The following is a 25,533-nucleotide window of genomic DNA, read 5'->3' as shown; positions in this document are numbered from 1 at the left end:
GAAATTTTTAGCTTGAACCGGATTAATCGACAGGTCCAGAAGACGTGTTGATAACAGAATTTGCCTGGCGGCAACAGCGCGGTGGTCCCACCTGACCCCATGCCGAACTCAGAAGTGAAACGCCGTAGCGCCGATGGTAGTGTGGGGTCTCCCCATGCGAGAGTAGGGAACTGCCAGGCATCAAACAAGTGAAGAGCCCATCCGGAAGGATGGGCTTTTTGCGTTTTTATTCCTCTCAAATCCTCTTAAGATTGCCCCTGAAGATTAAATCTGCACATCCTGTAAAACATTACCTGTAAAACAACCTATCTTCATCTATTTGAAATGGTTAAGGAGCTCAACTTGGCGAGCAAGGCCTTCGATTATGAGCAAGATTTCGCCAGCATCAATTTCCGCAATCATCCAGAGCATTATCAGATTGGCCGTGGTGAACAGGGCGTACTGCTGGTTGAGCCCTATAAGGGTGAAATCCTGCCCTGGTGGCGCTATAAAGACTTTTCATCCGCAACCAAATCAGCTGAAAAAATCTACCAGCTGTTTGAGATTTATCGCCGGAATGATGATTTTGTTGGAATGGATATGGCCCGAAAATTTATACAGATGGGGTATACACGTGCCAGGCGTTATGCCAACTACAAAGGCGGTAAAAAATATGCTGAAGATGGAAGCACGCGCGAACGGGGCAATGATCCGATGAAAGCAGGCGCAGCAGCGGTGTTTAAAAAATGGTGGGATAAAATCCGCATGGATGAAGATTATCTTCAACGCAAACGAGAGCATATCTCTCGCTGGGGATAAGATGAATGTCAGGCTAACATTCTGAAATGATAGCAGGCAAATCATTAACACTGTATTTACTTTTGGCTGGGGCGTAATCTGATTTCTCCAAAAAACCATGACAGACCAGAGGGGAGAAATATGGCTGAGGTCACCACTCGGCAGGAAAACAAAACTGTAGATGCAACGGACATGCGCCGCCGGGTATGGGCAATTGTAGGCGCTTCCTCTGGTAACCTGGTGGAATGGTTCGATTTCTACGTATATTCGTTTTGTTCACTGTATTTTGCGCATATCTTTTTCCCTGCCGGTAACACCACAACACAACTGCTCCAGACTGCCGGTGTCTTTGCAGCAGGCTTCCTGATGCGTCCTATTGGAGGATGGCTGTTTGGTCGTATCGCCGACAGACATGGGCGTAAAACCTCCATGCTGATTTCGGTCTGCATGATGTGCTTAGGATCGTTGGTAATCGCCTGTCTGCCGGGCTACGAAACTATCGGTACCTGGGCTCCGGCATTGCTATTGCTGGCGCGGTTGTTTCAGGGGCTCTCCGTTGGGGGAGAATATGGTACCAGCGCGACTTATATGAGCGAAATTGCGGTTGAAGGAAGAAAGGGTTTTTATGCCTCATTCCAGTATGTCACCTTAATTGGTGGGCAGCTGTTAGCTCTGTTGGTTGTTGTGATATTACAGCAAGTTCTTGATGATGCAGAATTACGTTCGTGGGGATGGCGAATTCCTTTTGCTATGGGGGCTGCGTTGGCTGTAGTGGCACTATGGCTTCGTCGCCAACTGGACGAAACCTCGAAACAAGAAGTCCGGGCATTAAAAGATGCCGGATCGCTACGGGGGCTCTGGAGAAACCGTAAAGCCTTTATCATGGTGCTTGGGTTTACTGCCGGTGGTTCATTAAGTTTTTACACGTTCACGACCTACATACAGAAATATCTGGTGAACACTGCTGGTATGCATGCAAATGTAGCCAGTGTGATCATGACCGGTGCTCTCTTCGTTTTTATGCTTATTCAGCCACTTATTGGTGCATTGTCGGATAGCATTGGTCGCCGAGCATCCATGCTCTGTTTTGGTGGGTTTGCGACACTCTTTACCGTTCCAATTTTGAGCGCTCTGCAAAGTGTTACCTCACCGTGGGCGGCGTTTGCTTTGGTTATGCTGGCGTTGATCATTGTGAGTTTTTACACCTCCATCAGTGGGATCCTGAAGGCAGAAATGTTTCCAGCACAGGTTCGTGCTTTAGGCGTCGGTTTATCCTATGCCGTAGCGAATGCGTTATTTGGTGGCTCTGCGGAATATGTCGCGTTGTCGCTGAAGTCAGTCGGGATCGAAACTGCATTTTTCTGGTATGTCACTGCATTATGCGGTTTAGCCTTTGTCGTGTCGCTGATGTTGCATCGCAAGGGCAAAGGGATACGGCTTTAATGGCTGGCTAACTGCCAGACGGCGTAACCGGTTGTGGCACCGGCAACATCCCAGGCAAAATCTTTCCAGCTCCAGCCGCTCCCTGCTGGGCGGCTGTCCCAAAGCTCTTTTGATACGCCAAGGCTCACAGAGAACATCAGACCATAAATTGCACTACGATCGCGGCTAATGCCCTGATGTTGGGCATATTCATTCCCTGCCGCGGATAGTATGGCGGACGCGAGAAAATGCTGAGCCTTATCCTGACCGCTCCATTGATCTTGTGCTGTATGTGCACATCCAGTTAACAGCAACAGGCAGGAAATGAGTAAGTAGCGCATAAAAGTCCCTGAAAAAAAGCCCCATCATCAGATGAGGCTTTGTCTTTTAAAGGATACGACTAATAAGCTTATCGATTCGAATTCGACGTAAACGGCGAATAAGCTTACGCACTTTCACCGGGTAATCCGCAATACTTTGCAGATCACGATAGTGGTTTACCACTGTTGTGTGTGTGCGAATAAGCTCAAGCTCTTTATCACGTTGGGCTGTCAACTGATGTTGAGGATCGTGAATCAGGATCGCATTCTCCAGATCCAGACGCCATGCACGCGGGTTAAGGTTATTCCCCGTAAGCAGCACCCACTCGTCATCCACCCACATGCCCTTGAGGTGGTAAGTATTATCTTCGTCTTTCCATAACCGCACGACCAATTGATCGGTGTTGACGTAATATTGCAGGCGACTCAGGAAACGCCGCAGGTTTATCTCATAGAGATAAGGCAGCGCACCGATTATTTTGAACGGTTGATCTTCCGGAATATAGAAGTCATTTGCCGTCTTATCGCCAACAATGATCTCAACCTTTTTGCCATCTCGCAGAAGCTGAATAATATTTCGCACCAACACGGCTGGCAGGTTGAAATACGGCGTACAGATCACCAGCTTATTTTCCGTGCACGGCATCAGATGGAAAATCGTTTTATTCAGCAGGCTGGATTTGCCTAACCCAACCAGCGGAGTAACGGCCAGTTGGTCATTATCAGCATTGCCCTGGAAATGATATGTCGCATCGCGTAGATCCTGGCGGTACTGGCGAACATCATTTTTGATTTCTGGACTTTTAGGGCGCTGGGGGTCATCAAGGCGATTAACGCCACGGCCTTCGACCAGATTCTGCTTAACCCAGTTCAGTATGACCTCAACCATCTGCGGATTGCGGATCAGGTGATAGCGATCGTACCGATATTTATCGTGCTGATGCAGGTAGACGTCGTTGAGGCTGGCACCGCTGTAGAAGACGCTATCGTCAATGATAAAGCCTTTAAAGTGCAGTACACCCAGTGCTTCACGCGTGTTAACAGGCACACCGTAAACCGGGATATCAATACCCGGATTCTCATGCGCCATGCGGCAATACCAGTCTGCATTGGTATTCGATGCGGCTGCACCAATACGGCCTCGCTGGGCACGATGCCAGTCAACGAGAACACAAATTTCAAGCTCCGGGCGCAGACGTTTGGCATCGTACAAGGCACCCAAAATAGCTTTACCGCCATCATCCTGCTCCAGATAGAGAGCAATAATATAGATACGGCGTGTGGCGCTGGCAATTTTCTCCAGCAGGTTCTCCCTGAAATGAGAGGGAGAGTAGAAAAACTCTACATCATCAACTGACTGAGTTAGCTTAGGTAGTTGGGCAAGGTGTTGTTGATGTTTATTTCGCTTAAATTTTGACAACATCACAGTGCGTATCTTCTCTGTTTATTAAAAGGGCCTCTGTACGATGAAATCGACAGAAGCGGACGATGATAACACCAGTACCAGGTAAAGTGAGCAACATTTCCAGTACCTTACTTATGTTTCATCGGTCGGCACCAGATTTAAAGACAAACTCACAATCCCATCTTCTAACTGAATGTCGACGTCGAATCCCAGTTTTCGCGCCAGCGTTACCATGCCGCGATTGTTGGGCATAGTAATACCATTCAAACGTTTAAGTCCGTGATCTCGCGTATAACTGATGAGCTTTTCCAGTAAACGTCGCCCCAGCCCCAAGCCTTTCAAATCGGATCGTACCAGCACCGCAAATTCCGCATCGATGTTGTCCGGGTCGGAAATTGCACGTGTCACTCCCAGAATTTCCTCAGACTCGCCCGTCTGGCGCACGGCGACAAAGGCCATTTCCCGATCGTAGTCGATCTGCGTCATGTTCGCTAAATCGTCGTGGGTAAATTCGTTGATCTCGCTGAAGTATCGGTAATAAAGATCCTCTTTCGTCACTCTGGCAATAAACTGCTGCAGTTGTGGTTCGTCCTCGGGAAGGATGGGGCGGAACAGGCAGGCTTCGCCATTTTTAAGAATGACACCTTCCTCAAGTTGCTGGGGATAGGGGCGAATCGCGAGACGACTTTCACCCTCGCCGCTGTATTGCCCAACCGTCAGAGTGACATCCAGCGCGGTAAACTCATGACCTGAAGCCAGAAGGGGATGGATATCGAGTCGCTGGATCTCGGGGCAATGAACAATAAGGTTGGATACCTGTACCAGAAACTGGCTCAGACCGGCGATGTCCAGCGAACGAAGTGCGCTGCGTCCACGGATTTTCTTATTTTTAATCGCCTGGATGACCAGATAGCGGGCGAGGTTCATGTTGAGCGGGGGGAGGGCAACGGCAGCCTGATCCTGTGCCCGCCACTCAACCCCGCCTTCACCTAACATAATTAACGGGCCAAAGACAGGATCGTGCTCGACCACCACGCGAAGCTCTTGTGCTCCAGCGCGATTCGCCATGCTCTGGACCTGAAGTCCCTGGATCCTCGCTTGCGGCCAGTTCATCTTTACGCGATCGATGATGGCATTTGCCGCCTGCTGAACCTCTGTTGCGGTGCGTAAATAGAGCATCACGCCCTGAACTTCAGATTTGTGCGGAATATCAGGGGAGCGCAATTTCAGCGCCACCGGGTAACCGATTTGCCCGGCAATATGTACGGCTTCAGCGCTGTCCTCGGCTATCCATGTTGGCAGGGTTTGAATGCCCCACGCGCTCAGAATAGGCTGCACTTCGTGGGTATCGAGCGATGTAGCCCCGTCAGCGATCGCCTGTTGAAGTAGGTTGTGTGCCTCGGCCGTGTTAGCGGTCAGGTGAAGAGGCAAAGCAGGGGTTTCACGCAGCTGTTTCTGGTTACGGCGATACTCTACCATATGCATAAATGCGGTGATGGTCCCTTCCGGGGTGCGATAGGTGGGCAGCCCGGCCTCACTGAACAATCGCCGCGCGTCAAGTGAAGAGAATTCCCCACACCAGTTGGTTAATACGGTAATGAACTTGCCCCGCGGATGAAGTTTGAGCGTATTGATAAGCGTTTGGGCACTTTCATTGCCCGGTGCAACGGCACTGGGTGAATGGATGACCATCAGTGCATCGTACTCCTGGCTGTCGAGCAGGATATTCAATGCTGCGATGTAACGCTCATTGCTGGCATCATCCCGCAGGTCGAGCGGATTGCCAGGGCTGACGTAATCTGGCAATCCCTCACGCAGCTTATTCAGGGTTTCTTCATTGAGCGTCGCCAGCTTGCCGTTGCGAGACCATAGTTCATCAAGGGCTAATGCAGCAGGGGCCGCTCCGTTACTGATAATCATCAGCCGATCGCCGCGCAGTGGCCGCATATGGCTCAAGGTTTCAACGGCGGAAAAGAGTTCGTGGGTATCCTGTACACGCAGTAACCCGGCACGCTGAATGGCTGCATCCCACGCCAAATCCAGTCCCGCAGGCGTTTGTAAAAGCCGTTGCGCTTCCGGGCTGCGACCACTTTTGATGACCAGAATCGGTTTATTACGTGAAGCGCTTCGGGCTGCGGAGACAAAGCGACGAGCGTCGCTCAAATGCTCCAGATAGAGCAGGATAGCGCTGGTTTTCGTGTCGCGAGCGAGGAAGTCGAGCAATTCGTCCACATCAATATCCAGGCTATCACCCAGCGCAATGAAGTAGGAAAACCCCATTTCACGTTGCTGCGCCCAGTCAAGTATGGTGTTTGATACCGCGGCAGACTGCGAGATAAAAGCCAGCTTGCCACGGGTAATGGGCACCGGGGAAAAGCTCGCGTTAAGCCCCTGCCAGGGGGCGAGAAGTCCCAGGCTGTTTGGGCCTAACAGGCGCATCTGATAACGCCTGGCGCAGGCTAACAGGGCGGCATGTTGCTCGGGGGGAGCAGACAGGATAATGCAGGTTTTACACCCTTTTTTCCCCAACTCTTCAAGTAGGAGAATGTTGCGTTTTGCATGCGTGCAGAGCACGGCGAGGTCAGGAACATAAGGTAATTGACTTACTTCAGGCCAGGCCAAAACACCCAGCACCGCCTTATAGGTCGGGGTGACCGGTAATACCGGCCCGGCAAATCCACCGGCCAGAAGATTGCGCATCATCAGATAACCGGCACGATCTGGTTTCATAGACGCGCCAATAACTGCAATCGATTTAGGACGTAGTAATGCTTCCAGCCCTCGTTGGCTCATACCGGTCTCCGCAAAAGAGTGACCGGATGATTTTAAACGTTTTGTGCGTCTTCAGCTGTGATACGTCCTTGATGATGCGATTTTCCGGCAAGGTAGCGTTCGCGAAAGAGCGTGAAATGACTACCAAGTCCTTTTGCCGCCTCGGCATCCCCTGAGATATCCAGCAACGCGATAGCGACTTCTGCCGTGCAATATTGATCTTCTGCGTGCGCTTCACGCAGGTGGTACGCAGAGACCCGGGAGAGATCGACAGAGATAACCGGCAAGGCATCGAGGTAAGGGCTTTTACGAAACATCTTGCGTGCTTCGGTCCAGGTGCCATCGAGCATAATAAAGAGTGGCGGTTTTCCTGAGGCCGGTGCCGCCAGCACCTGACGCTCACTCCCGGCGTAAGACGCAGGAAACACTACCATTGGTTGATACTCATCGCTTGCACATAAATCTATCAGCGCTTGCGGCGGCTCGGTACGCGACCACTCAAAGGCGAGGGTGTCCGGCAGTATATCGGCGATCAGCCTTCCGGTATTGCTGGGCTTCATAGGCTCGGTATCAAACATCACCAGACAAAAACGACTACGTGCCGCAACGGGTTTAACCGTATCGCACAGACAGCGTTTTTTGGGCAACAGACAGCCCTGGCAGCGAATCACCCGATTACCACGAGCAAGAAAAGGACGGGTTGAGCGGGCAAGACGTATCGCCCTGAGTTGGAGTACAGCGTTATCAGTCATGAAAGTTGCGTGAAAAACGCCATTGTCGCAGAGCTGAAATCGGGGCACAAGAGATGTGCCCCTGAATGGGTCAGAGAGAGTCGTTCAGCCAGCTATCAAACGGGGCTTTTGGCACAGCGCCGCTGAGCATGTCCACCACTTCGCCATTCTTAAACAGCATAATGGTTGGGATGCTACGAATACGAAAGCGTGCGCTGAGCTCGCGTTCGGCTTCAGTATTCACTTTTACAAAGCGCACTTTGCCGCTGCGTTCTTCGGCCACATCTTCAAAAATCGGCGCGAAGCTCTTACAGGGACCACACCAGGGTGCCCAGAAGTCGACTACAACCGGCAGGTCATCTTTGAGCAGCTTATCCAGCGTGTCACCAGTGGCATTGATGACATCGCCATCAAATAATTCATGCCCACAACGCCCACATTTAGCGGCATCGTTTACTCGTTCAGCAGGAATGCGGTTTAACGCCTGGCAGCTTGCACATACGGTATTCATAACTAACCTCAGGGAAGCGTGGGTACAAAATGGCACAACGCCGATATGTTTCTAATATGTTACACATTATCGTTGAGGAGGTTCTAAACGACAATGCGATTTATTCAATGAATATAATAGTCAGTAGCTTTTGAACGAATTAATGGCTAAGCGCCAGCACATCAGGTAATCTGCGCGCTTCGCGCAGCGCTGGTGGAGAAAAGCATGAACGATGAACTGAAAAATAAAAGCGGCAAAGTCAAAGTGATGTATGTCCGCAGTGATGATGATTCCGATAAACGCAGCCAAAACCCGCGTACCGGGAAAGGGCCTGCTCGTAGCGGAACGTCTCGTACTGACGCAGGTCGTCGCCCCGCTCGCGAAGAGAAAAACAGTGGTCGCCGTCCTGCTCGCGAAGAGCGAAGCAATGACCGCGGTCGTGATCGTGACCGCGACCGCCCACAAAGTGATTCCCCGTGGCGCACCGTTTCCCGTGCACCTCACGATGATGCACCTGAGAAAGCCGATCACGGCGGTATCAGCGGCAAAAGCTTTGTCGACCCTGAAGTTATTCGCCGCCAGCGTGCGGAAGAAACGCGCGTATACGGCGAAAACGCTTGCCAGGCACTCTTTAACAGCCGTCCGGACAGTATTGTTCGTGCCTGGTTTGTGCAGAGTGTGACTCCGCGCTTTAAAGAAGCGCTGCGCTGGATGGCGGCTAACCGCAAAGCCTACCATGTGGTTGATGATGCTGAACTGGCGAAAGCGTCAGGTACTGAACACCATGGTGGTGTTTGCTTCCTGATCAAAAAACGCAATGGCACCAGCGTCCAGCAGTGGGTTTCTCAGGCGGGCGCGGAAGATTGTGTGCTGGCACTGGAAGATATCGGCAACCCGCACAACCTGGGCGCGATGATGCGCAGCTGCGCGCATTTCGGCGTGAAAGGTGTGTTGTTGCAGGATGCTGCGGTGATTGAATCAGGTGCTGCAGTGCGTACCGCGGAAGGTGGTGCAGAGCACGTGCAGGCTATTACTGGTGACAGCTTTATTGACGCACTGGATGGATTCCGCAAGGCGGGATACGCCATCGTGACCACCTCCAGTCATAAAGGTACGCCGCTGTTCAGTGCGACGCTGCCGAAGAAAATGGTACTGGTGCTGGGTCAGGAACGCGATGGTCTGTCCGATGCTGCGCTCGACAGCGCGGACCTGAGTGTCTCCATTAATGGTTCGGGTAATGTAGAGAGCCTGAACGTTTCTGTGGCAACCGGCGTGTTGCTTGCAGAGTGGTGGCGTCAGAACAAAGCCTAGTCGCTTTAATAAAAATGGCCCGGAAGTGAAAGCTTACCGGGCCATTTTTTTACTCGCTCTCTGCGGGTAAAACGGGCATCCAGTCAATTGGTATTTCACCCTTTTGCACCAGCCACTCATTTGCCAGCACAAAGTGGCGGCAGCCGAAGAAGCCGCGGTGAGCCGAGAGTGGCGACGGATGCGGTGCTCTTAATACGTGATGGCGCTTACCATCGATAATGGCCCCTTTCTTCTGTGCATGCGCCCCCCACAATAAAAAGACCACTCCTTCCCGATGTTCGTTAATCAGGCTAATGACTTTATCTGTAAAGGTCTCCCAGCCGAGGCTGGCGTGGGAATGCGCTTGTCCTGCGCGAACAGTGAGAACGGTATTAAGTAGCAACACCCCCTGATGTGCCCAGCTTTCCAGATAACCATGTGCCGGGCGGGTGAAACCTGGGATCGACTGTTCCAGCTCTTTATACATATTCAGTAGCGAAGGAGGGATGGCGATACCCGGTCGTACCGAGAAAGAGAGTCCATGGGCCTGTTCGGGACCGTGATAGGGATCTTGCCCCAGAATGACTACTTTTACCTGCCCGAGTTCGGTGAAACGAAACGCGTTAAACACATCTTTTTGGGGGGGATAGATGATATTCCCCGACTGGCGCTCTGCCGCAACGGCACTAAGCGTGTTAATAAAGTATGGCTGCTGCTTTTCTTCAGCCAGCACGTCGTGCCAGGTCAATGAGGTCGTCATTGCGCTCTCCCAGGAGTTTTCATCGCCCTAGCTTAACTGCTTCTTTCTCTGGAACAAAATATGGGAACGCTTTATGGTCTGTACGAAATAAAAAAAGTTGAAAAATACTAAAAAAACCATAAATCGTAGCTGGCGTAACTTGATGTAAAACAATAAATTCTGCTCATTACCCTGTTTAGGGTGTGGTTTTCTTTGATTTTAATCAAAGAATCAAGGCTGGGTGGAGGGTATATATACACTCAAGCAACAATGGTTTTACCAATTGGCCGCCAACGAAAATAGGCCAAATCAAAAATATTGCCTAAGGGAGGCACACCATGATTACTGGTATCCAGATTACTAAAGCCGCTAACGATGAACTGTTGAATTCTTTCTGGCTGCTCGATAACGAAAAAGGCGAAGCACGTTGCGTTTGTGCGAAAGCAGGTTATGCCGAAGATGACGTTGTTGCCGTGAGCAAGCTGGGCGAAATCGAATACCGTGAAATCCCGATGGAAGTTCAGCCTCAGGTGCGTGTGGAAGGTGGTCAGCATCTGAACGTTAACGTGCTGCGTCGCGAAACGCTGCTTGATGCTGTTGAACATCCGGAAAAATATCCGCAGCTGACTATCCGTGTTTCTGGTTATGCAGTGCGTTTCAACTCACTGACTCCAGAACAACAACGTGACGTTATTGCTCGTACCTTTACTGAAAGCCTGTAATTTCAGGCTGCAGAAATAAAAACGCCGGGAAATCCCGGCGTTTTTTTATTCTTCGCTACTTTTTGGTTCTGACGTTGCTGCAGCTGTTGGCTTGCGACGTTTACCAATATTTTTGGTATCGCGGTGACGTTTTTTCACACGCGGCTTCTCTTTTTCTTTCTGCTTCTGCTCTTCGCGTTTGGCGAGTACTTTCTTGGACGGTTTACCGGTCATTTTCTCGCTCGGTGGACGCGTCGTCGGGCGCAGTTCGTCGATCACTCTCGCTTTCACCGGCTCTTCGATGTAACGGCCCACTTTCTGCAGCAGCAGATAGTCATGCGCTTCAACCAGAGAAATAGCTGTACCTTTGAGGCCTGCACGTCCGGTACGACCGATGCGGTGGAGGTAGGTATCCCCGCTGCGCGGCATGTCGAAGTTAATCACATGGCTCACTTCAGGAATGTCTATACCGCGCGCTGCCACGTCAGTCGCCACCAGAACATTAACGCGACCTTCAGTCAGACGTTTAATCCCTTCAGTGCGTTTCACCTGAGGCATGTCACCTTCAAGATAACAGTTATCAATGCCTGCAGAGCGCAATTGAGAGGCTAGCTCATGCACACGCTCACGTTTGCGCACGAAGATGATAGTACGCGTCGCATCATCTTGTTTCAGAACGTGTTTGAGTAACTCGAGCTTGTGCTCATAATTATCAGCACGGTAATACCACTGGTGAATTTTTTTACGTTCACGTGTGGACGGTGTGGCGGAGACTTCAGCAGGCTCTTTCAGCAGGCGCTCGGCAAAGTCTTTAATCGCTTCGCCTTCGAGGGTGGCTGAGAAAAGCATGGTCTGATTACGCCAGCGCGTTTCGCCAGCGATGTGTTCGATGTCTTGAGCAAAGCCCATGTCGAGCATGCGATCCGCTTCATCCAGAATCAGCGTCTCAACAGCACGGCAGTCAAAATTCTCTTCTTTAATGTATTGCAGCAAACGCCCCGTCGTTGCTACCACGATATCCTGGTTCTCACTGAACACTTCGGCGTGGTTCATATAAGCAACACCGCCAGTGATGGTCGCAATATCCAGATGGGTATGCTTCGCCAGTTCACGGGCATGGTCGGCAACCTGCATCGCCAGCTCACGGGTTGGCGTCAGGATCAAAATACGCGGCGGGCCAGATTTCTTTCGTGGAAAATCCAGCAGGTGCTGCAACGCAGGCAGCAAGTATGCCGCCGTTTTCCCCGTACCTGTCGGTGCGGAACCGAGCACATCACGCCCCTCAAGCGCAGGCGGAATAGCGGCAGCCTGGATGGCGGTCGGGCGTGTGAAGCCTTTTTCCTGGAGAGATTCCAGAAGGCTTTCGTCAAGTTCGAGTTCGGAAAAAGTCGTTACAGTCATTATCTACCTCTGTGTGGGGCGCTGATTATAGACGTTACGGCTGCAATCTTCATCTGTTTGTCTGCTTATTACTTTTCCAGCGCTTCGCTTTACCCTATGCTACGTCTGTTTCCGTACAGAGGTTGTAAAGATGCACCAGCCAAAGGCTCAATTGCGCCGCGATGGCTTCACATTTAAGCAGTTTTTCGTTGCACACGATCGTTGCGCCATGAAAGTGGGGACTGACGGTATCTTACTCGGTGCGTGGTCTCCCGTCTCTCGCGCTAAACGTATCCTTGATATTGGTGCAGGAAGTGGGCTGATTTCACTGATGCTTGCTCAGCGTACCGCTGAAAATGTCGTGATTGATGCCATCGAACTGGATGACGAGGCAGCATCACAGGCGAAGGATAACGCGCTGGCTTCCCCTTGGGCATCACGACTGCTGGTCAATCAAGCAGATGTGATTACGTGGGCGGAAGGGCAAACGGCACGTTATAACCTTATTGTCAGCAATCCTCCCTATTTTGAGCAGGGTGTCGAATGTGCAACGCCCCAGCGCGAGCAGGCTCGCTACACCACCACGTTGGACCATCACTCGCTGCTGGAATGCGCGGCGACGCTCATCACGGAAGACGGTTTTTTCTGTGTGATTTTGCCGGTAGAGGTTAGTGAAGCCTTCACTGCCAGAGCGCAGGGTATGGGCTGGCATGTGCGTTTGCGCACCGATGTGACCGAGTATGAAGTGCGACTACCGCATCGGGTCATGTTAGCCTTTTCGCCGACGCCCGGTGAATGCTTCACCGACAGACTGGTGATTCGCGGTGCCGATCAGCATTACTCTGAGAGCTACACCGCGTTAACGCAGGCATTCTACTTATTTATGTAGACCCGTGGGGCCAGCACTGTTGGCCCGGATTCAGGGAGTAAATCCGGGTAGTCCAGCGTGTAGTGCAATCCGCGGCTCTCTTTACGCTCCATTGCGCAGCGCACAATCAGCTCCGCAACCTGCACCAGATTACGCAGTTCCAGTAAATTATTCGATACGCGGAAATTGGCATAGTACTCGTCGATTTCCTGCTGTAGCAGCGTGATGCGGCGCAGTGCGCGTTCGAGCCGTTTTGTGGTGCGGACAATCCCGACATAATCCCACATGAACAGTCTCAACTCGTGCCAGTTGTGTTGGATAATGACGCGTTCATCTGCATCATCCACGCGGCTTTCGTCCCAGGCTGGTAGCGTTTTAATAGTGCGAATGTGTGGCACGCGTCGGGCAATGTCTTCTGCTGCTGACCAGCCGTAGACCAGGCATTCGAGCAACGAGTTTGAGGCCATACGGTTTGCACCGTGAAGACCGGTATAGCTGACCTCACCAATGGCATAGAGACCGTCAACATCGGCGCGACCATGTTCATCAACCATCACTCCGCCGCAGGTATAATGTGCTGCCGGTACGATGGGTACCTGGTCTTTAGTAAGATCGATACCAAGCCCGAGTAATTTTTCATAAATCATCGGGAAGTGCTGGCGAACAAAAGCTTCAGGTTTGTGGCTGATGTCAAGATACATGCAGTCTGCGCCAAGGCGCTTCATCTCATGATCGATGGCACGGGCGACGATATCCCTCGGGGCCAGCTCGCCACGCGCATCGAAGTCTGGCATAAAGCGAGTGCCATCCGGGCGTTTAAGGTGTGCGCCTTCGCCGCGTAGTGCTTCTGTCAAAAGGAAATTGCGCGCCTGCGGGTGAAACAATGCCGTGGGGTGGAACTGGTTGAATTCCAGATTAGCGACGCGGCAACCCGCTCGCCACGCCATCGCAATACCATCGCCGGAGGAGATGTCCGGATTGGTGGTGTACTGGTACACTTTCGACGCACCGCCCGTTGCCAGCACCACAGCTTTGGCATGACAGGTTTCCACTACTTCCTTATTGCGGTTCCAGATCCATGCACCAACAACACGACGTGTGCCCGGTAAACCGATTTTGTCGGAAACAATTAGGTCAACCGCATTACTGCGTTCCAGAATGTGGATATTGGGGTGGTTGAGCGCTTTACTCACCAGCGTGGTTTCCACCTCTTTTCCGGTGGCGTCAGCGCTGTGAAGAATACGCCGGTGGCTGTGCCCACCTTCGCGAGTCAGGTGATAGCTTTCATCACCGTTGGAATCAATATGCGTATCAAATAAAACGCCCTGATCGATTAGCCACTGTACGCACTGGCGGGCGTTACTGGCGACAAACTCGGCGGCATGACGTTCAACGATCCCGGCACCTGCAATCAGCGTATCTTCAACGTGGGATTCGATACTGTCAGTTTCATCGAAAACCGCGGCAATACCGCCTTGCGCATAGAAGGTTGAGCCTTCGCTCACTGGCCCTTTACTTAACACTATAACCTTGTGACGCTCTGCGAGACGCAGAGCAACGGACAGGCCAGCAGCACCGCTGCCGATTACCAGGACATCGCAAGAGAGTTCAGATATTGTTTTCATGATGTGTGTTTAATTTACTAAACAATGTTCGGCGAGCATAGCACCACACACCACTAGTGCGTACGTTTTTTTTGCTGTTTGTACTAAAGGCTAAACAAAAGCATGAGTGATCGATGAACGACACGATAGAAAATGCGACGTTAAGTGAAATTGATTAGGTGATGAAAAAAAGGCGGTATTGCGTTACTCTCTGGCGGTCTTATGGTCTTTTGTCATTAAAAATACAGAGTTCGGTGTTTGTGGACTTATAATGAGTCATAATGAAAAGTCTGCAGAACGACACAAAAACAAAGGCGTAACGGAACTTTTTAATGAACCTACCCTCTAATTGGCTGCTTGCTCATATTGCAGTAATGGAGTGGCGTTTCTTTTACGCGTGGAAATTGGTTTTGGGGAGACTTTACCTCGGATGAGCGAGCAGTTAACGGATCAGGTCCTTGTCGAACGGGTCCAAAAGGGAGAACAGAAGGCGTTTAACTTACTGGTAGTGCGCTACCAGCATAAAGTGGCGAGTCTGGTTTCCCGTTATGTACCTTCAGGCGATGTGCCTGATGTCGTACAAGAGTCATTTATCAAAGCCTATCGTGCGCTGGATTCATTCCGGGGAGATAGTGCTTTTTATACCTGGCTGTATCGTATCGCTGTGAATACAGCAAAAAATTATCTGGTTGCTCAGGGACGCAGGCCGCCGTCAAGCGATGTGGACGCGATTGAAGCAGAAAACTTCGAAAGTGGCGGTGCACTGAAAGAAATTTCGAACCCTGAGAACTTAATGTTGTCAGAAGAACTGAGACAAATAGTTTTCCGTACCATTGAGTCGCTCCCGGAAGATTTACGCATGGCAATTACGTTGCGGGAGTTGGATGGCCTTAGCTATGAAGAGATAGCTGTCATCATGGATTGCCCGGTGGGTACTGTTCGTTCACGTATTTTCCGTGCGCGGGAAGCTATTGATAATAAAGTTCAACCGCTTATCAGGCGTTGACGATAGCGGGATACTGGAAAAGGTATTAGGCATGCAGAAAGAACAACTTTCCGCCTTAATGGATGGTGAAACGCTGGATAGTGAGTTGCTCATTGAGTTATCTCGCTCTCCTGAAATGCAGAAAACCTGGGAGAATTATCACCTTATCCGTGACACCTTGCGGGGTGATACTGCGGATGTTCTCCACTTCGATATCTCAGCCCGGGTAATGGCCGCGATTGAAAATGAACCTGTTCATCAGGCAATACCGCTTATTCCCGAAGCGCAACCCGCGCCGCAGGAATGGCAAAAGATGCCGTTCTGGTCAAAAGTACGTCCATGGGCAGCGCAGCTTACCCAAATGGGTGTGGCAGCGTGTGTATCACTTGCTGTTATTGTTGGCGTCCAGCACTATAATGGGCAGTCAGACTCTTCCCAGCAGCCTGAAGCGCCGGTGTTTAACACGATGCCGATGATGGGTAAAGCGAGCCCGGTGAGTCTGGGTGTTCCGGCTGATGCTACGGCAGACGTCGGGCAGCAACAGCAGGTGCAAGAACAGCGTCGCCGTATCAACGCTATGTTGCAGGATTACGAATTGCAACGTCGCCTGCACTCCGAACAGCTTAAGTTTGAGCAGGCACAAACGCAGCAAGCGGCTGTGCAAGTGCCAGGAAATCAAACGTTAGGAACTCAATCGCAGTAATGAAGCAACTTTGGTGTGCGATGTCCTTAGTGGCAGCAGGCCTGTTCTTCTCCAACAACGCCTCGGCAGATAACGCGTCCGGGGCGTTGTTGCAGCAAATGAACGTGGCGAGCCAGTCACTCAATTATGAACTGTCCTTTATCAGCATCAGCAAGCAAGGGGTAGAGTCGTTACGCTACCGGCATGCTCGGGTTAACAATCAACTACTTGCGCAGCTTTTGCAACTGGATGGTCCCCGTCGGGAAGTGGTTCAGCGTGGCAATGAGATCAGCTATTTTGAGCCAGGTCTTGAGCCCTTCACGTTGAACGGCGACTATATTGTCGACTCGCTGCCTTCTCTTGTTTATACCGACTTCAAACGTCTATCCCCTTACTATGATTTTATCTCGGTAGGGCGTACGCGTATTGCGGATCGTCTATGCGAGGTGATTCGTGTTGTGGCCCGGGATGGGACTCGTTATAGCTACATCGTCTGGATGGATGCCGAAACGCGCTTACCGATGCGCGTTGATCTTCTTGACCGTGATGGCGAGACGCTGGAGCAATTCCGTGTGATTGCGTACAACGTGAACACGCAGGTGGCGGTCAACATGCAAACGCTAGCGCAAGCCAATTTGCCGCCTCTGCTTTCTGTACCAAACGGGGACAAGGTAACGTTTAACTGGGCGCCATCATGGATCCCGCAGGGATTTGTTGAAATCTCCAGCAGCCGTCGTCAGTTGCCGACAGTTGATATGCCCGTGGAGTCACGCCTCTATTCTGATGGACTGTTTAGTTTCTCCGTAAACGTCAATCGTGCAAACCAGAACAGTACCGATCAAATGTTACGCACGGGCCGACGTACCGTCAGTACAACCGTGCGTGACAATAATGAAATCACTATTGTGGGTGAATTGCCTCCACAAACGGCGAAGCGTATTGCTGATAGCGTTAAGTACAAGGCGGCGCAATGATCAAAGAGTGGGCAACCGTAGTCTCATGGAATCAGGGCGAAGCGCTGGTTGAGTGTGATGTCAAAACATCCTGCAAAAGCTGCTCTTCCCGGTCTGGCTGTGGCACTCGCGTTCTGAATAAATTGGGACCACAAATGGTTCATACCATTGCCGTGCCTTGCGATCAGCCGCTCGTGAAAGGGCAAAAAGTTGAACTGGGTATTGGCGAAGGTAGTCTGCTGGGATCGGCATTGTTGGTTTACATGTCGCCATTGGTGGGGTTGTTCCTGATGGCAGCCTTGTTCCAGACGCTATTTAATCAGGATCTGGCCACGTTGTGCGGCGCAATTCTCGGTGGGGTTGGTGGTTTTTTACTGGCGCGTAGTTTTTCGCAAAAACTGGTGACACGTAATGACTGGCAGCCCGTTATAATTAGCGTCGGCCTTCCACCGAATATGGTGCGAATTGAGGATCCCTCAGTCGAGAGCAGTCAGTAATTTTCCCGTCTTAATCGGGGAAGTGCAAAGGCGGATTTGTTAATCGTTTGAGCATTTCCTCGCATTGTCGTTGTAGTGTAGAATGCGGCGTTTCAGACTTTTGACGTCAGGCGCAAAACCGCGGCCTCTTAGTAATTCGTAAGGCAAAAAATCTCCCTATATGAAGAATATACGTAACTTTTCGATCATTGCTCACATCGACCACGGTAAGTCGACGCTGTCTGACCGCATTATCCAAATTTGTGGCGGCTTGTCCGATCGCGAAATGGAAGCCCAGGTTCTTGATTCAATGGATCTGGAGCGTGAACGCGGTATTACCATCAAAGCGCAAAGCGTTACGCTGGATTTCAAGGCATCCGATGGTGAAACCTATCAACTGAACTTTATCGATACCCCAGGTCACGTTGACTTCTCCTACGAAGTATCCCGTTCGCTGGCGGCCTGTGAAGGCGCATTGCTGGTGGTGGATGCAGGGCAGGGCGTAGAAGCGCAGACGCTGGCAAACTGCTACACGGCGATGGAAATGGATCTCGAAGTGGTGCCGGTCCTCAACAAAATTGACCTGCCCGCTGCCGACCCGGAACGTGTTGCTGAAGAAATCGAAGATATCGTCGGTATTGATGCCACCGATGCCGTTCGCTGTTCAGCGAAAACCGGCGTGGGTGTGGTTGATGTGCTCGAACGTTTAGTTCGCGAAATCCCTGCACCAGAAGGTGATCCTGAAGCCCCTCTGCAGGCACTGATCATCGACTCCTGGTTCGATAACTACCTGGGCGTTGTCTCACTGATCCGTGTTAAGAACGGCACCTTGCGTAAAGGCGATAAGGTGAAGGTGATGAGTACCGGTCAGGTCTATAACGCTGACCGCCTGGGTATCTTCACGCCGAAACAGGTTGACCGTACTGAGCTGAAATGTGGCGAAGTAGGCTGGTTAGTCTGTGCAATTAAAGACATTCTTGGCGCGCCAGTGGGCGATACCCTGACGCTGGCACGAAATGCTGCTGATAAAGCGCTGCCGGGCTTTAAAAAGGTGAAACCGCAGGTTTACGCGGGTCTGTTCCCGGTCAGCTCTGATGATTACGAGAACTTCCGTGATGCACTCGGCAAGCTGAGCCTGAACGATGCTTCTCTGTTCTATGAGCCAGAAAGTTCTACGGCGCTGGGCTTTGGCTTCCGCTGCGGCTTCCTCGGTCTGCTGCACATGGAGATCATACAGGAACGTCTGGAGCGTGAATACGATCTGGATCTGATCACCACCGCCCCGACGGTAGTGTATGAAGTCGAAACCACGTCGAAAGAAGTGATCTACGTTGACAGCCCGTCCAAGCTGCCGCCGCTGAATAACATCAGTGAGCTGCGTGAGCCGATTGCTGAGTGCCACATGCTGCTGCCGCAGGAGTTTTTGGGCAACGTCATCACACTCTGTATTGAAAAACGCGGTGTGCAGACCAACATGGTGTACCACGGTAACCAGGTTGCGCTGACCTATGAAATCCCGATGGCAGAAGTGGTTCTCGACTTCTTTGACCGTCTGAAGTCAACTTCTCGTGGCTATGCGTCACTGGACTACAACTTCAAACGCTTCCAGGCTTCAAACATGGTTCGTGTTGACGTATTGATTAACAGCGATCGTGTCGATGCTCTGGCTTTGATCACCCATAACGACAACGCACCGTATCGCGGTCGTGAATTGGTTGAGAAAATGAAAGAGCTGATCCCACGCCAGCAATTTGATATCGCCATTCAGGCCGCTATCGGTAACCATATTATTGCCCGTTCCACAGTTAAACAGTTACGTAAAAACGTTCTGGCAAAATGCTATGGCGGTGACGTCAGCCGTAAGAAAAAGCTGCTGCAGAAACAGAAAGACGGTAAGAAACGTATGAAGCAGGTCGGTAACGTCGAACTGCCGCAGGAAGCGTTCCTCGCCATTCTGCACGTCGGGAAAGACGGCAAATAACCTTTAAGGAGTTGGCATGGCGAACACGTTTGCCCTGATCCTGGTGATTGCAACCCTGGTAACAGGGTTGTTGTGGTGCCTGGATAAGTTCATTTTTGCACCGAAGCGCCGTGAGCAGCAGGCAGCTGCACAACTGGCGACCAATGACGCTCTCGATAAAAAGACGCTGAAGAAAGTCGGCCCGAAACCGGGTTGGCTGGAAACAGGGGCATCGGTCTTTCCGGTGCTGGCGATTGTGCTGGTGGTGCGCTCGTTTATTTATGAGCCCTTCCAGATCCCATCAGGTTCAATGATGCCGACGCTGCTTATCGGTGACTTCATTCTGGTGGAAAAATTTGCCTACGGGATTAAAGACCCGATTTATCAGAAGACGCTGATCGAAACCGGTCATCCGAAACGCGGTGAAATTGCGGTATTTAAATACCCTGACGATCCGCGTCTGGACTATATCAAACGTGTGGTCGGTGTTCCGGGCGATAAAGTCAGTTACGATCCGGTGACGAAACAGGTTACGGTTCAGCCAAATTGCAGTTCTGGTCAGGCATGCTCTAATGCATTGCCTATTACTTACAGCAACGTTGAGCCGAGCGATTTCGTGCAGATTTTTGGCCGTCGCGAAGGTGGCGAAGCCAACAGCGGCTTCTTCCAGTTGCCGAAAAGTGAAACCCGCGATGATGGTGTGCGTCTGACCGAGCGTAAAGAGACCTTGGGGGACGTGACGCACCGTATTCTGACCGTGCCTATCGCGCAGGATCAACTGGGCATTTACTACAAGCAACAGGGCCAACAGCTGGCAACCTGGATTGTGCCACCGGGCCATTATTTTATGATGGGTGACAACCGCGATAACAGTGCTGACAGCCGTTATTGGGGCTTTGTCCCGGAAGCGAATCTGGTGGGTCGGGCAACGGCTATCTGGATGAGTTTCGAGAAGCAAGAAGGTGAATGGCCGACCGGTGTACGCTTAAGTCGTATTGGTGGTATTCATTAATTTCTCTGGGGTGCGGAATAATATCTGCACCCCAAATTATTTCCGCTATAAATCCGTTCAGACTAACGACATACCCTGTCGTTACGTATAGAATATTCCCCCGAAGTTTAAGGTTGGCTCCCTCGGGTGTCACAGCACACGAAACCGCGTTGGTTGTTACAGGTCGGTTTCGTGTGCTGCATTGTTGACGCATTCATTTATTGGTATCGCATGAATCCCATCGTTATAAATCGGCTTCAACGGAAGCTGGGCTACACTTTTACTCATCAGGAGTTGTTGCAGCAGGCGTTAACTCATCGCAGTGCCAGCAGCAAACATAATGAGCGTTTAGAATTTCTGGGTGACTCTATTCTGAGTTTTGTTATTGCTAATGCACTTTATCACCGTTTTCCACGTGTTGATGAAGGCGATATGAGCCGGATGCGTGCCACGCTGGTACGCGGTAATACGCTCGCAGAATTAGCCCGTGAGTTTGACCTGGGCGAATGTCTGCGCTTAGGGCCGGGTGAGCTGAAAAGCGGCGGATTCCGTCGTGAGTCTATTCTCGCGGATACCGTAGAAGCGTTAATTGGTGGGGTCTTCCTCGACAGCGATATCAAGACTGTCGAGCAGTTGATCCTCAACTGGTATCAAACGCGTCTGGATGAAATCAGTCCGGGCGACAAGCAAAAAGATCCGAAAACGCGTTTGCAGGAGTTTCTGCAAGGTCGCCACTTACCGCTGCCATCCTATCTGGTGGTACAGGTTCGTGGTGAAGCGCACGATCAGGAATTTACTATCCACTGCCAGGTCAGTGGCCTGAAAGAGCCGGTGGTTGGCACAGGGTCGAGCCGCCGTAAGGCTGAGCAGGCTGCCGCCGAACAGGCACTGAAAAATCTGGAGCTGGAATGAGCACTGAAGAAAAAACCTATTGCGGCTTTATCGCCATTGTTGGTCGCCCCAACGTCGGTAAATCGACGCTGCTGAACAATCTGCTTGGGCAGAAAGTGTCGATCACCTCGCGTAAAGCACAGACCACGCGTCACCGTATTGTCGGCATCCACACTGAAGGGGCTTATCAGGCTATTTATGTGGATACCCCCGGCCTGCACATGGAAGAAAAACGCGCCATTAACCGCCTGATGAACAAAGCGGCGAGCAGCTCCATCGGTGACGTTGAACTGGTGATTTTCGTGGTCGAAGGTACCCGTTGGACGCCGGACGACGAAATGGTGCTGAACAAACTGCGTGACGGTAAAGCGCCGGTTATCCTGGCGATCAACAAAGTTGATAATGTGCAGGAAAAAGCGGACCTGTTGCCGCATCTGCAGTTCCTGGGCAGCCAGATGAACTTTCTCGACATCGTTCCGATCTCTGCTGAGACCGGTTTTAACGTCGACACCGTTGCAGGCATCGTGCGCAAGCATTTACCGGAAGCCATTCACCATTTCCCGGAAGATTACATCACCGATCGTTCCCAGCGTTTCATGGCGTCTGAAATCATTCGTGAAAAACTGATGCGTTTCCTGGGGGCAGAGTTGCCGTATTCGGTTACCGTTGAAATCGAGCGTTTCGTTTCCAATGAACGCGGTGGTTACGACATTAACGGTCTGATCCTGGTGGAACGTGAAGGGCAGAAAAAGATGGTCATTGGCAATAAAGGCGCCAAGATTAAAACCATCGGTATTGAAGCCCGTAAAGATATGCAGGAGATGTTCGAAGCACCGGTACACCTTGAGCTGTGGGTCAAAGTGAAATCCGGCTGGGCCGACGATGAACGCGCACTTCGCAGCCTCGGTTACGTCGACGATCTTTAATACTCGTCGTCTTTCAAGCCGCAGATGCGTTGGCTACGTTTGTTCGCCCCAGTCACATAGTTATCTATGCTCCTGGGGACTCGCAAACTTGCCGCCTTCCTGCAACTCGAAAGCCATAGAGTATAAGTGTTAATGGAGGGCTGGCAGCGCGCTTTCGTCCTGCATAGTCGTCCCTGGAGCGAAACCAGCCTGATGCTGGACGTCTTCACGGAAGAGTCGGGTCGCGTGCGCCTTGTTGCTAAAGGCGCACGTTCAAAACGTTCTAATCTCAAAGGTGCCTTGCAGCCTTTTACCCCCTTGCTGGTACGTTTCGGTGGCCGTGGCGATGTCAAAACGCTGCGCAGCGCTGAAGCCGTCTCTCTGGCGCTTCCTCTCAGCGGTATCACCCTTTATAGCGGCCTGTACGTTAACGAGCTTATTGCCCGCGTGCTGGAGCATGAAACGCGCTTCTCCGAACTCTTTTTCGACTATCTCTACTGTATCCAGGCCTTAGCAGGGGCGACGGGATCGCCTGAACCCGCGCTGCGTCGTTTCGAACTGGCGTTGCTTGGGCACCTGGGATACGGGGTGGATTTCCTGCACTGCGCGGGCAGCGGGGAGGAAGTGGATGACGCCATGACCTACCGCTACCGGGAAGAGAAAGGCTTCATCGCCAGTGTGGTGATTGATAACACTACGTTTACCGGTCGACACCTGCGAGCGCTGGCTGAACGAGAATTTCCTGATATGGATACGCTCCGGGCGGCGAAACGCTTTACCCGCATAGCGCTTAAGCCGTATCTTGGAGGCAAACCGCTTAAGAGCCGGGAATTATTCCGGCAGTTTATGCCGAAACGAGCAACAAAAACGAATAATGAAGAATGAGGATTGTCATGTCTGAATTACTGTTAGGCGTCAACATCGACCACATCGCCACTCTGCGCAACGCGCGCGGTACCGCCTATCCGGACCCGGTTCAGGCAGCCTTTATTGCTGAGCAGGCAGGGGCAGATGGCATTACGGTGCATCTGCGCGAAGATCGTCGCCATATCACCGACAGAGACGTACGTGTACTGCGCCAGACCCTGGATACGCGCATGAATCTCGAAATGGCGGTTACAGAAGAGATGCTGGCGATTGCCGTCGAAACGCAGCCACATTTTTGCTGCCTGGTGCCGGAAAAGCGTCAGGAAGTGACCACGGAAGGTGGCCTTGATGTTGCGGGTCAGATCGACAAAATGCGTGACGCCTGCAAACGCCTGGCAGACGCAGGCGTTCTGGTTTCGCTGTTTATTGATGCCGATTTCGAACAAATCAAAGCAGCGTCCGATGTTGGTGCGCCTTATATCGAAATCCACACGGGTTGCTATGCCGAAGCGAAAAGCGAAGCTGAGCAGGCGAAAGAGCTGGAGCGTATTGCCAAAGCGGCAACCTATGCGGCGGGTCTGGGCCTGAAAGTGAACGCCGGACACGGTCTGACGTATCACAACGTGCAAGCCATTGCGCGTCTGCCGGAGATGCACGAGCTGAATATCGGTCACGCCATTATCGGTCGCGCCGTGATGAGCGGTCTGAAAGAGGCCGTGGCCGAAATGAAACGCCTGATGGTGGAAGCACGTAAGTAATGGCGATTCTTGGGCTGGGGACTGACATCGTTGAAATCACCCGCATTGAAGCCGTGATCGCCCGCAGTGGCGATCGCCTGGCAAAACGCGTGTTGAGTGACAACGAATGGGCCATCTGGGAAACGCACCAGCAACCGGTGCGTTTTCTCGCCAAACGCTTTGCGGTAAAGGAAGCAGCCGCCAAAGCCTTTGGTACCGGTATTCGCAATGGCCTCGCCTTTAATCAGTTCGAAGTGTACAACGATGAGCTGGGTAAGCCCTGCTTGCGCTTGTGGGGCGAGGCGTTAAAACTTGCGGAAAAAATGGGCGTGGCACATATGCACGTCACATTGGCAGACGAGCGTCGTTATGCCTGCGCAACGGTGATTATCGAAAGTTAGATTTTATCGGCATGGTGCATCAGGACAAACTTGTCCCATAACTGCTCTTCGCTCTCGGGATGTGCCGGATCTTTCAAAATGGTATTGGGGATCGGGCACACTTTCTGGCAGGTCGGCGTCTCGTAATGGCCGATACACTCCGTACAGCGATCGCTGTTAATCTCATAAATGCTGTCGCCCATCGTAATGGCCTCATTCGGACATTCCGGCTCGCACATATCGCAATTGATGCATTTTTTGGTGATTAACAGCGCCATCAGGAAAATCTCAGAAACCTCACACAAACAGGGCGGGCATTATACGCCCATTCCCTGTTCAGACCAGTTTTTTTACCAGCTCCTCACTATGACGAATGCGGTCAGGCGCATGATCCAGGTCGCGCTGCACCAGCGCCATGAAGAGAACGTCGACCAGCATCATCTGCGCGCTGGTCGAAGAGATGGCGGCGCTGCGGGTGGCCTGCTCTTCAGCAATGGTGTAGAGGCAGCGCGTGGCCCGTTGTTGCAGCGCATTGGGCGTAAAGCCGGTGATCGCGAGGATCTTACCGCCGACACGCAGCGTTTCATCGGCCGCCATGTTGATCTCGCGGCGCTCGCCGGAATAGGAGACGGGCAGCAGCAGATCGTTAGCTGACATCGCCTGTACGGTTGCCAGCAGGGCGTGCATATCCTGTTCCACTACCGCATTGAGGCCGATTTTCATCAGCTTCCAGCCGAAGTTGCGCGCCACCAGACCCGACGCACCAATACCGGTGATTACAATCCGCCGGGCATTACGCAGCATCTCCACGCTCTCGCGCAGTTTGTCTTCGCTATTCACATCGAGAGTGGCGCGCATCGCGCTCAGATTCTCATTGATCAGCTTTTCGCCCACCACGCGCAGGGGATCATCACCGCGAATATGGTTGTGTACGGTGACAGACCAGGGCTCGGGGCTGCTGGCCAGCGCTTCGCTGATCGCCAGCTTCAGTGCCGGAAAGCCTTTAAACCCCAGCTTTTGGGCAAACTTCACTACGCTTGACTGACTTACACCTGCATCAGCCGCAAGCTGTTGCGAGCTTAAGTGGCGCGCGTGTTCAGGATTGGCCAGAAGGAAATCGGCCAGCTTCCTGTCACTCTGAGCAAAACCGGCATAGCGCTGGCGAATTTGTATTAAGCAGTTCATAGGTCTCCCGAGGCAAAATGTG

At 51.8% G+C, this 25,533-nt stretch carries 27 protein-coding genes and 1 rRNA gene; 18 read left to right on the top strand and 10 right to left on the bottom strand.

What is annotated here, in order from left to right; genetic code table 11:
- Positions 1-63 precede the first annotated feature (63 nt).
- From rrf to AC5JPW_RS20335, 3 genes are all read left to right on the top strand, one after another.
- Positions 64-179: ribosomal RNA gene (gene rrf, locus AC5JPW_RS20345) — 5S ribosomal RNA — on the top strand.
- A 163-nt stretch (positions 180-342) separates the two neighbouring features.
- Entirely contained in the window at positions 343-798 is a 456-nt protein-coding gene (locus tag AC5JPW_RS20340) for a DUF4385 domain-containing protein (protein WP_494242909.1), read from the top strand.
- A 120-nt stretch (positions 799-918) separates the two neighbouring features.
- Positions 919-2,220 (top strand): MFS transporter, encoded by a 1,302-nt coding sequence (locus AC5JPW_RS20335; RefSeq protein WP_494242908.1) that lies wholly within the window; start codon positions 919-921, stop codon positions 2,218-2,220.
- Here AC5JPW_RS20335 and AC5JPW_RS20330 read toward each other — a convergent pair.
- The 5 genes from AC5JPW_RS20330 to trxC all read right to left on the bottom strand — a co-directional run bounded on the left by AC5JPW_RS20330 (position 2,217) and on the right by trxC (position 7,938).
- Positions 2,217-2,540: a YfiM family lipoprotein gene (locus AC5JPW_RS20330; RefSeq protein ID WP_494242907.1), complete on the bottom strand. Its 324-nt coding sequence runs from the start codon at positions 2,538-2,540 to the stop codon at positions 2,217-2,219. The two genes, AC5JPW_RS20335 and AC5JPW_RS20330, sit on opposite strands and share 4 nt — an antisense overlap.
- Before the next feature lie 46 nt (positions 2,541-2,586).
- Complete coding sequence (gene pssA, locus AC5JPW_RS20325) at positions 2,587-3,942, bottom strand: CDP-diacylglycerol--serine O-phosphatidyltransferase (protein WP_494243894.1); 1,356 nt, start codon at positions 3,940-3,942, stop codon at positions 2,587-2,589.
- A gap of 114 nt (positions 3,943-4,056) precedes the next feature.
- On the bottom strand, positions 4,057-6,717 hold the full coding sequence (locus AC5JPW_RS20320; RefSeq protein WP_494242906.1) for a bifunctional acetate--CoA ligase family protein/GNAT family N-acetyltransferase: 2,661 nt from the start codon (positions 6,715-6,717) through the stop codon (positions 4,057-4,059).
- 32 nt (positions 6,718-6,749) lie between these two features.
- Positions 6,750-7,448, bottom strand: a complete 699-nt coding sequence (locus tag AC5JPW_RS20315) for a tRNA-uridine aminocarboxypropyltransferase (protein WP_494242905.1) — start codon at positions 7,446-7,448, stop codon at positions 6,750-6,752.
- A gap of 70 nt (positions 7,449-7,518) precedes the next feature.
- On the bottom strand, positions 7,519-7,938 hold the full coding sequence (gene trxC / locus AC5JPW_RS20310) for a thioredoxin TrxC (RefSeq protein ID WP_494242904.1): 420 nt from the start codon (positions 7,936-7,938) through the stop codon (positions 7,519-7,521).
- A gap of 204 nt (positions 7,939-8,142) precedes the next feature.
- On the opposite strand from trxC, the gene AC5JPW_RS20305 reads away from it, so the two are divergent.
- Positions 8,143-9,228: a tRNA/rRNA methyltransferase gene (locus AC5JPW_RS20305; RefSeq protein WP_494242903.1), complete on the top strand. Its 1,086-nt coding sequence runs from the start codon at positions 8,143-8,145 to the stop codon at positions 9,226-9,228.
- 49 nt (positions 9,229-9,277) lie between these two features.
- Here the strand turns inward: AC5JPW_RS20305 and ung are convergent, their stop codons facing one another.
- Positions 9,278-9,967, bottom strand: a complete 690-nt coding sequence (gene ung / locus AC5JPW_RS20300; RefSeq protein WP_494242902.1) for a uracil-DNA glycosylase — start codon at positions 9,965-9,967, stop codon at positions 9,278-9,280.
- A 317-nt stretch (positions 9,968-10,284) separates the two neighbouring features.
- On the opposite strand from ung, the gene grcA reads away from it, so the two are divergent.
- Positions 10,285-10,668, top strand: a complete 384-nt coding sequence (gene grcA, locus AC5JPW_RS20295; RefSeq protein WP_494242901.1) for an autonomous glycyl radical cofactor GrcA — start codon at positions 10,285-10,287, stop codon at positions 10,666-10,668.
- 45 nt (positions 10,669-10,713) lie between these two features.
- Here grcA and srmB read toward each other — a convergent pair whose 3' ends face one another.
- Positions 10,714-12,048, bottom strand: coding sequence for an ATP-dependent RNA helicase SrmB (gene srmB / locus AC5JPW_RS20290; protein WP_494242900.1), 1,335 nt, complete (start codon positions 12,046-12,048; stop codon positions 10,714-10,716).
- 130 nt (positions 12,049-12,178) lie between these two features.
- Between srmB and trmN the strand changes: the two genes are divergently transcribed.
- Complete coding sequence (gene trmN / locus AC5JPW_RS20285) at positions 12,179-12,916, top strand: tRNA(1)(Val) (adenine(37)-N(6))-methyltransferase TrmN (protein WP_494242899.1); 738 nt, start codon at positions 12,179-12,181, stop codon at positions 12,914-12,916.
- Here trmN and nadB read toward each other — a convergent pair.
- Positions 12,901-14,520 carry an L-aspartate oxidase gene (gene nadB / locus AC5JPW_RS20280; protein WP_494242898.1) on the bottom strand — a complete coding sequence of 540 codons (1,620 nt, stop codon included), beginning with the start codon at positions 14,518-14,520 and terminating at the stop codon, positions 12,901-12,903. The genes trmN and nadB overlap by 16 nt on opposite strands.
- A gap of 311 nt (positions 14,521-14,831) precedes the next feature.
- Here nadB and rseD point away from each other — a divergent pair, with 311 nt between their 5' ends.
- The 12 genes from rseD to acpS all read left to right on the top strand — a co-directional run bounded on the left by rseD (position 14,832) and on the right by acpS (position 24,347).
- Positions 14,832-14,933, top strand: coding sequence for a rpoE leader peptide RseD (gene rseD, locus AC5JPW_RS20275; RefSeq protein WP_494242897.1), 102 nt, complete (start codon positions 14,832-14,834; stop codon positions 14,931-14,933).
- Positions 14,930-15,505 (top strand): RNA polymerase sigma factor RpoE, encoded by a 576-nt coding sequence (gene rpoE, locus AC5JPW_RS20270; protein ID WP_437888222.1) that lies wholly within the window; start codon positions 14,930-14,932, stop codon positions 15,503-15,505. Before rseD ends, rpoE begins: the two co-directional genes overlap by 4 nt.
- A gap of 31 nt (positions 15,506-15,536) precedes the next feature.
- Complete coding sequence (gene rseA, locus AC5JPW_RS20265) at positions 15,537-16,187, top strand: anti-sigma-E factor RseA (RefSeq protein WP_494242896.1); 651 nt, start codon at positions 15,537-15,539, stop codon at positions 16,185-16,187.
- Positions 16,187-17,140, top strand: a complete 954-nt coding sequence (gene rseB, locus AC5JPW_RS20260; RefSeq protein WP_494242895.1) for a sigma-E factor regulatory protein RseB — start codon at positions 16,187-16,189, stop codon at positions 17,138-17,140. The genes rseA and rseB overlap by 1 nt, the downstream gene beginning before the upstream one ends.
- Positions 17,137-17,616: a SoxR-reducing system protein RseC gene (gene rseC / locus AC5JPW_RS20255; RefSeq protein WP_494242894.1), complete on the top strand. Its 480-nt coding sequence runs from the start codon at positions 17,137-17,139 to the stop codon at positions 17,614-17,616. The genes rseB and rseC overlap by 4 nt, the downstream gene beginning before the upstream one ends.
- Before the next feature lie 160 nt (positions 17,617-17,776).
- Positions 17,777-19,576 (top strand): translation elongation factor 4, encoded by a 1,800-nt coding sequence (gene lepA, locus AC5JPW_RS20250; RefSeq protein ID WP_494242893.1) that lies wholly within the window; start codon positions 17,777-17,779, stop codon positions 19,574-19,576.
- A gap of 16 nt (positions 19,577-19,592) precedes the next feature.
- A complete protein-coding gene (gene lepB, locus AC5JPW_RS20245) occupies positions 19,593-20,567 on the top strand; it encodes a signal peptidase I (RefSeq protein WP_494242892.1) in 975 nt (324 codons plus the stop codon).
- A gap of 210 nt (positions 20,568-20,777) precedes the next feature.
- Positions 20,778-21,458 carry a ribonuclease III gene (gene rnc, locus AC5JPW_RS20240; protein WP_494242891.1) on the top strand — a complete coding sequence of 227 codons (681 nt, stop codon included), beginning with the start codon at positions 20,778-20,780 and terminating at the stop codon, positions 21,456-21,458.
- Positions 21,455-22,363: a GTPase Era gene (era, locus tag AC5JPW_RS20235; RefSeq protein ID WP_494242890.1), complete on the top strand. Its 909-nt coding sequence runs from the start codon at positions 21,455-21,457 to the stop codon at positions 22,361-22,363. The genes rnc and era overlap by 4 nt, the downstream gene beginning before the upstream one ends.
- Before the next feature lie 132 nt (positions 22,364-22,495).
- Positions 22,496-23,227: a DNA repair protein RecO gene (recO, locus tag AC5JPW_RS20230; protein ID WP_494243892.1), complete on the top strand. Its 732-nt coding sequence runs from the start codon at positions 22,496-22,498 to the stop codon at positions 23,225-23,227.
- An 8-nt stretch (positions 23,228-23,235) separates the two neighbouring features.
- Positions 23,236-23,967 (top strand): pyridoxine 5'-phosphate synthase, encoded by a 732-nt coding sequence (gene pdxJ, locus AC5JPW_RS20225; RefSeq protein ID WP_494242889.1) that lies wholly within the window; start codon positions 23,236-23,238, stop codon positions 23,965-23,967.
- Positions 23,967-24,347 (top strand): holo-ACP synthase, encoded by a 381-nt coding sequence (acpS, locus tag AC5JPW_RS20220; RefSeq protein ID WP_494242888.1) that lies wholly within the window; start codon positions 23,967-23,969, stop codon positions 24,345-24,347. The genes pdxJ and acpS overlap by 1 nt, the downstream gene beginning before the upstream one ends.
- On the opposite strand, the gene AC5JPW_RS20215 is transcribed toward acpS, so the two are convergent.
- On the bottom strand, positions 24,344-24,604 hold the full coding sequence (locus AC5JPW_RS20215) for a YfhL family 4Fe-4S dicluster ferredoxin (protein WP_494242887.1): 261 nt from the start codon (positions 24,602-24,604) through the stop codon (positions 24,344-24,346). The genes acpS and AC5JPW_RS20215 overlap by 4 nt on opposite strands.
- Positions 24,605-24,662: 58 nt before the next feature.
- On the bottom strand, positions 24,663-25,511 hold the full coding sequence (locus AC5JPW_RS20210; RefSeq protein WP_494242886.1) for a MurR/RpiR family transcriptional regulator: 849 nt from the start codon (positions 25,509-25,511) through the stop codon (positions 24,663-24,665).
- Positions 25,512-25,533 lie beyond the last annotated feature (22 nt).

This window comes from Phytobacter sp. (genome assembly GCF_059074235.1).
The sequence above is the reverse complement of the archived record's forward strand: the minus strand, read 5'-3'. Positions and strand labels throughout refer to the sequence as shown.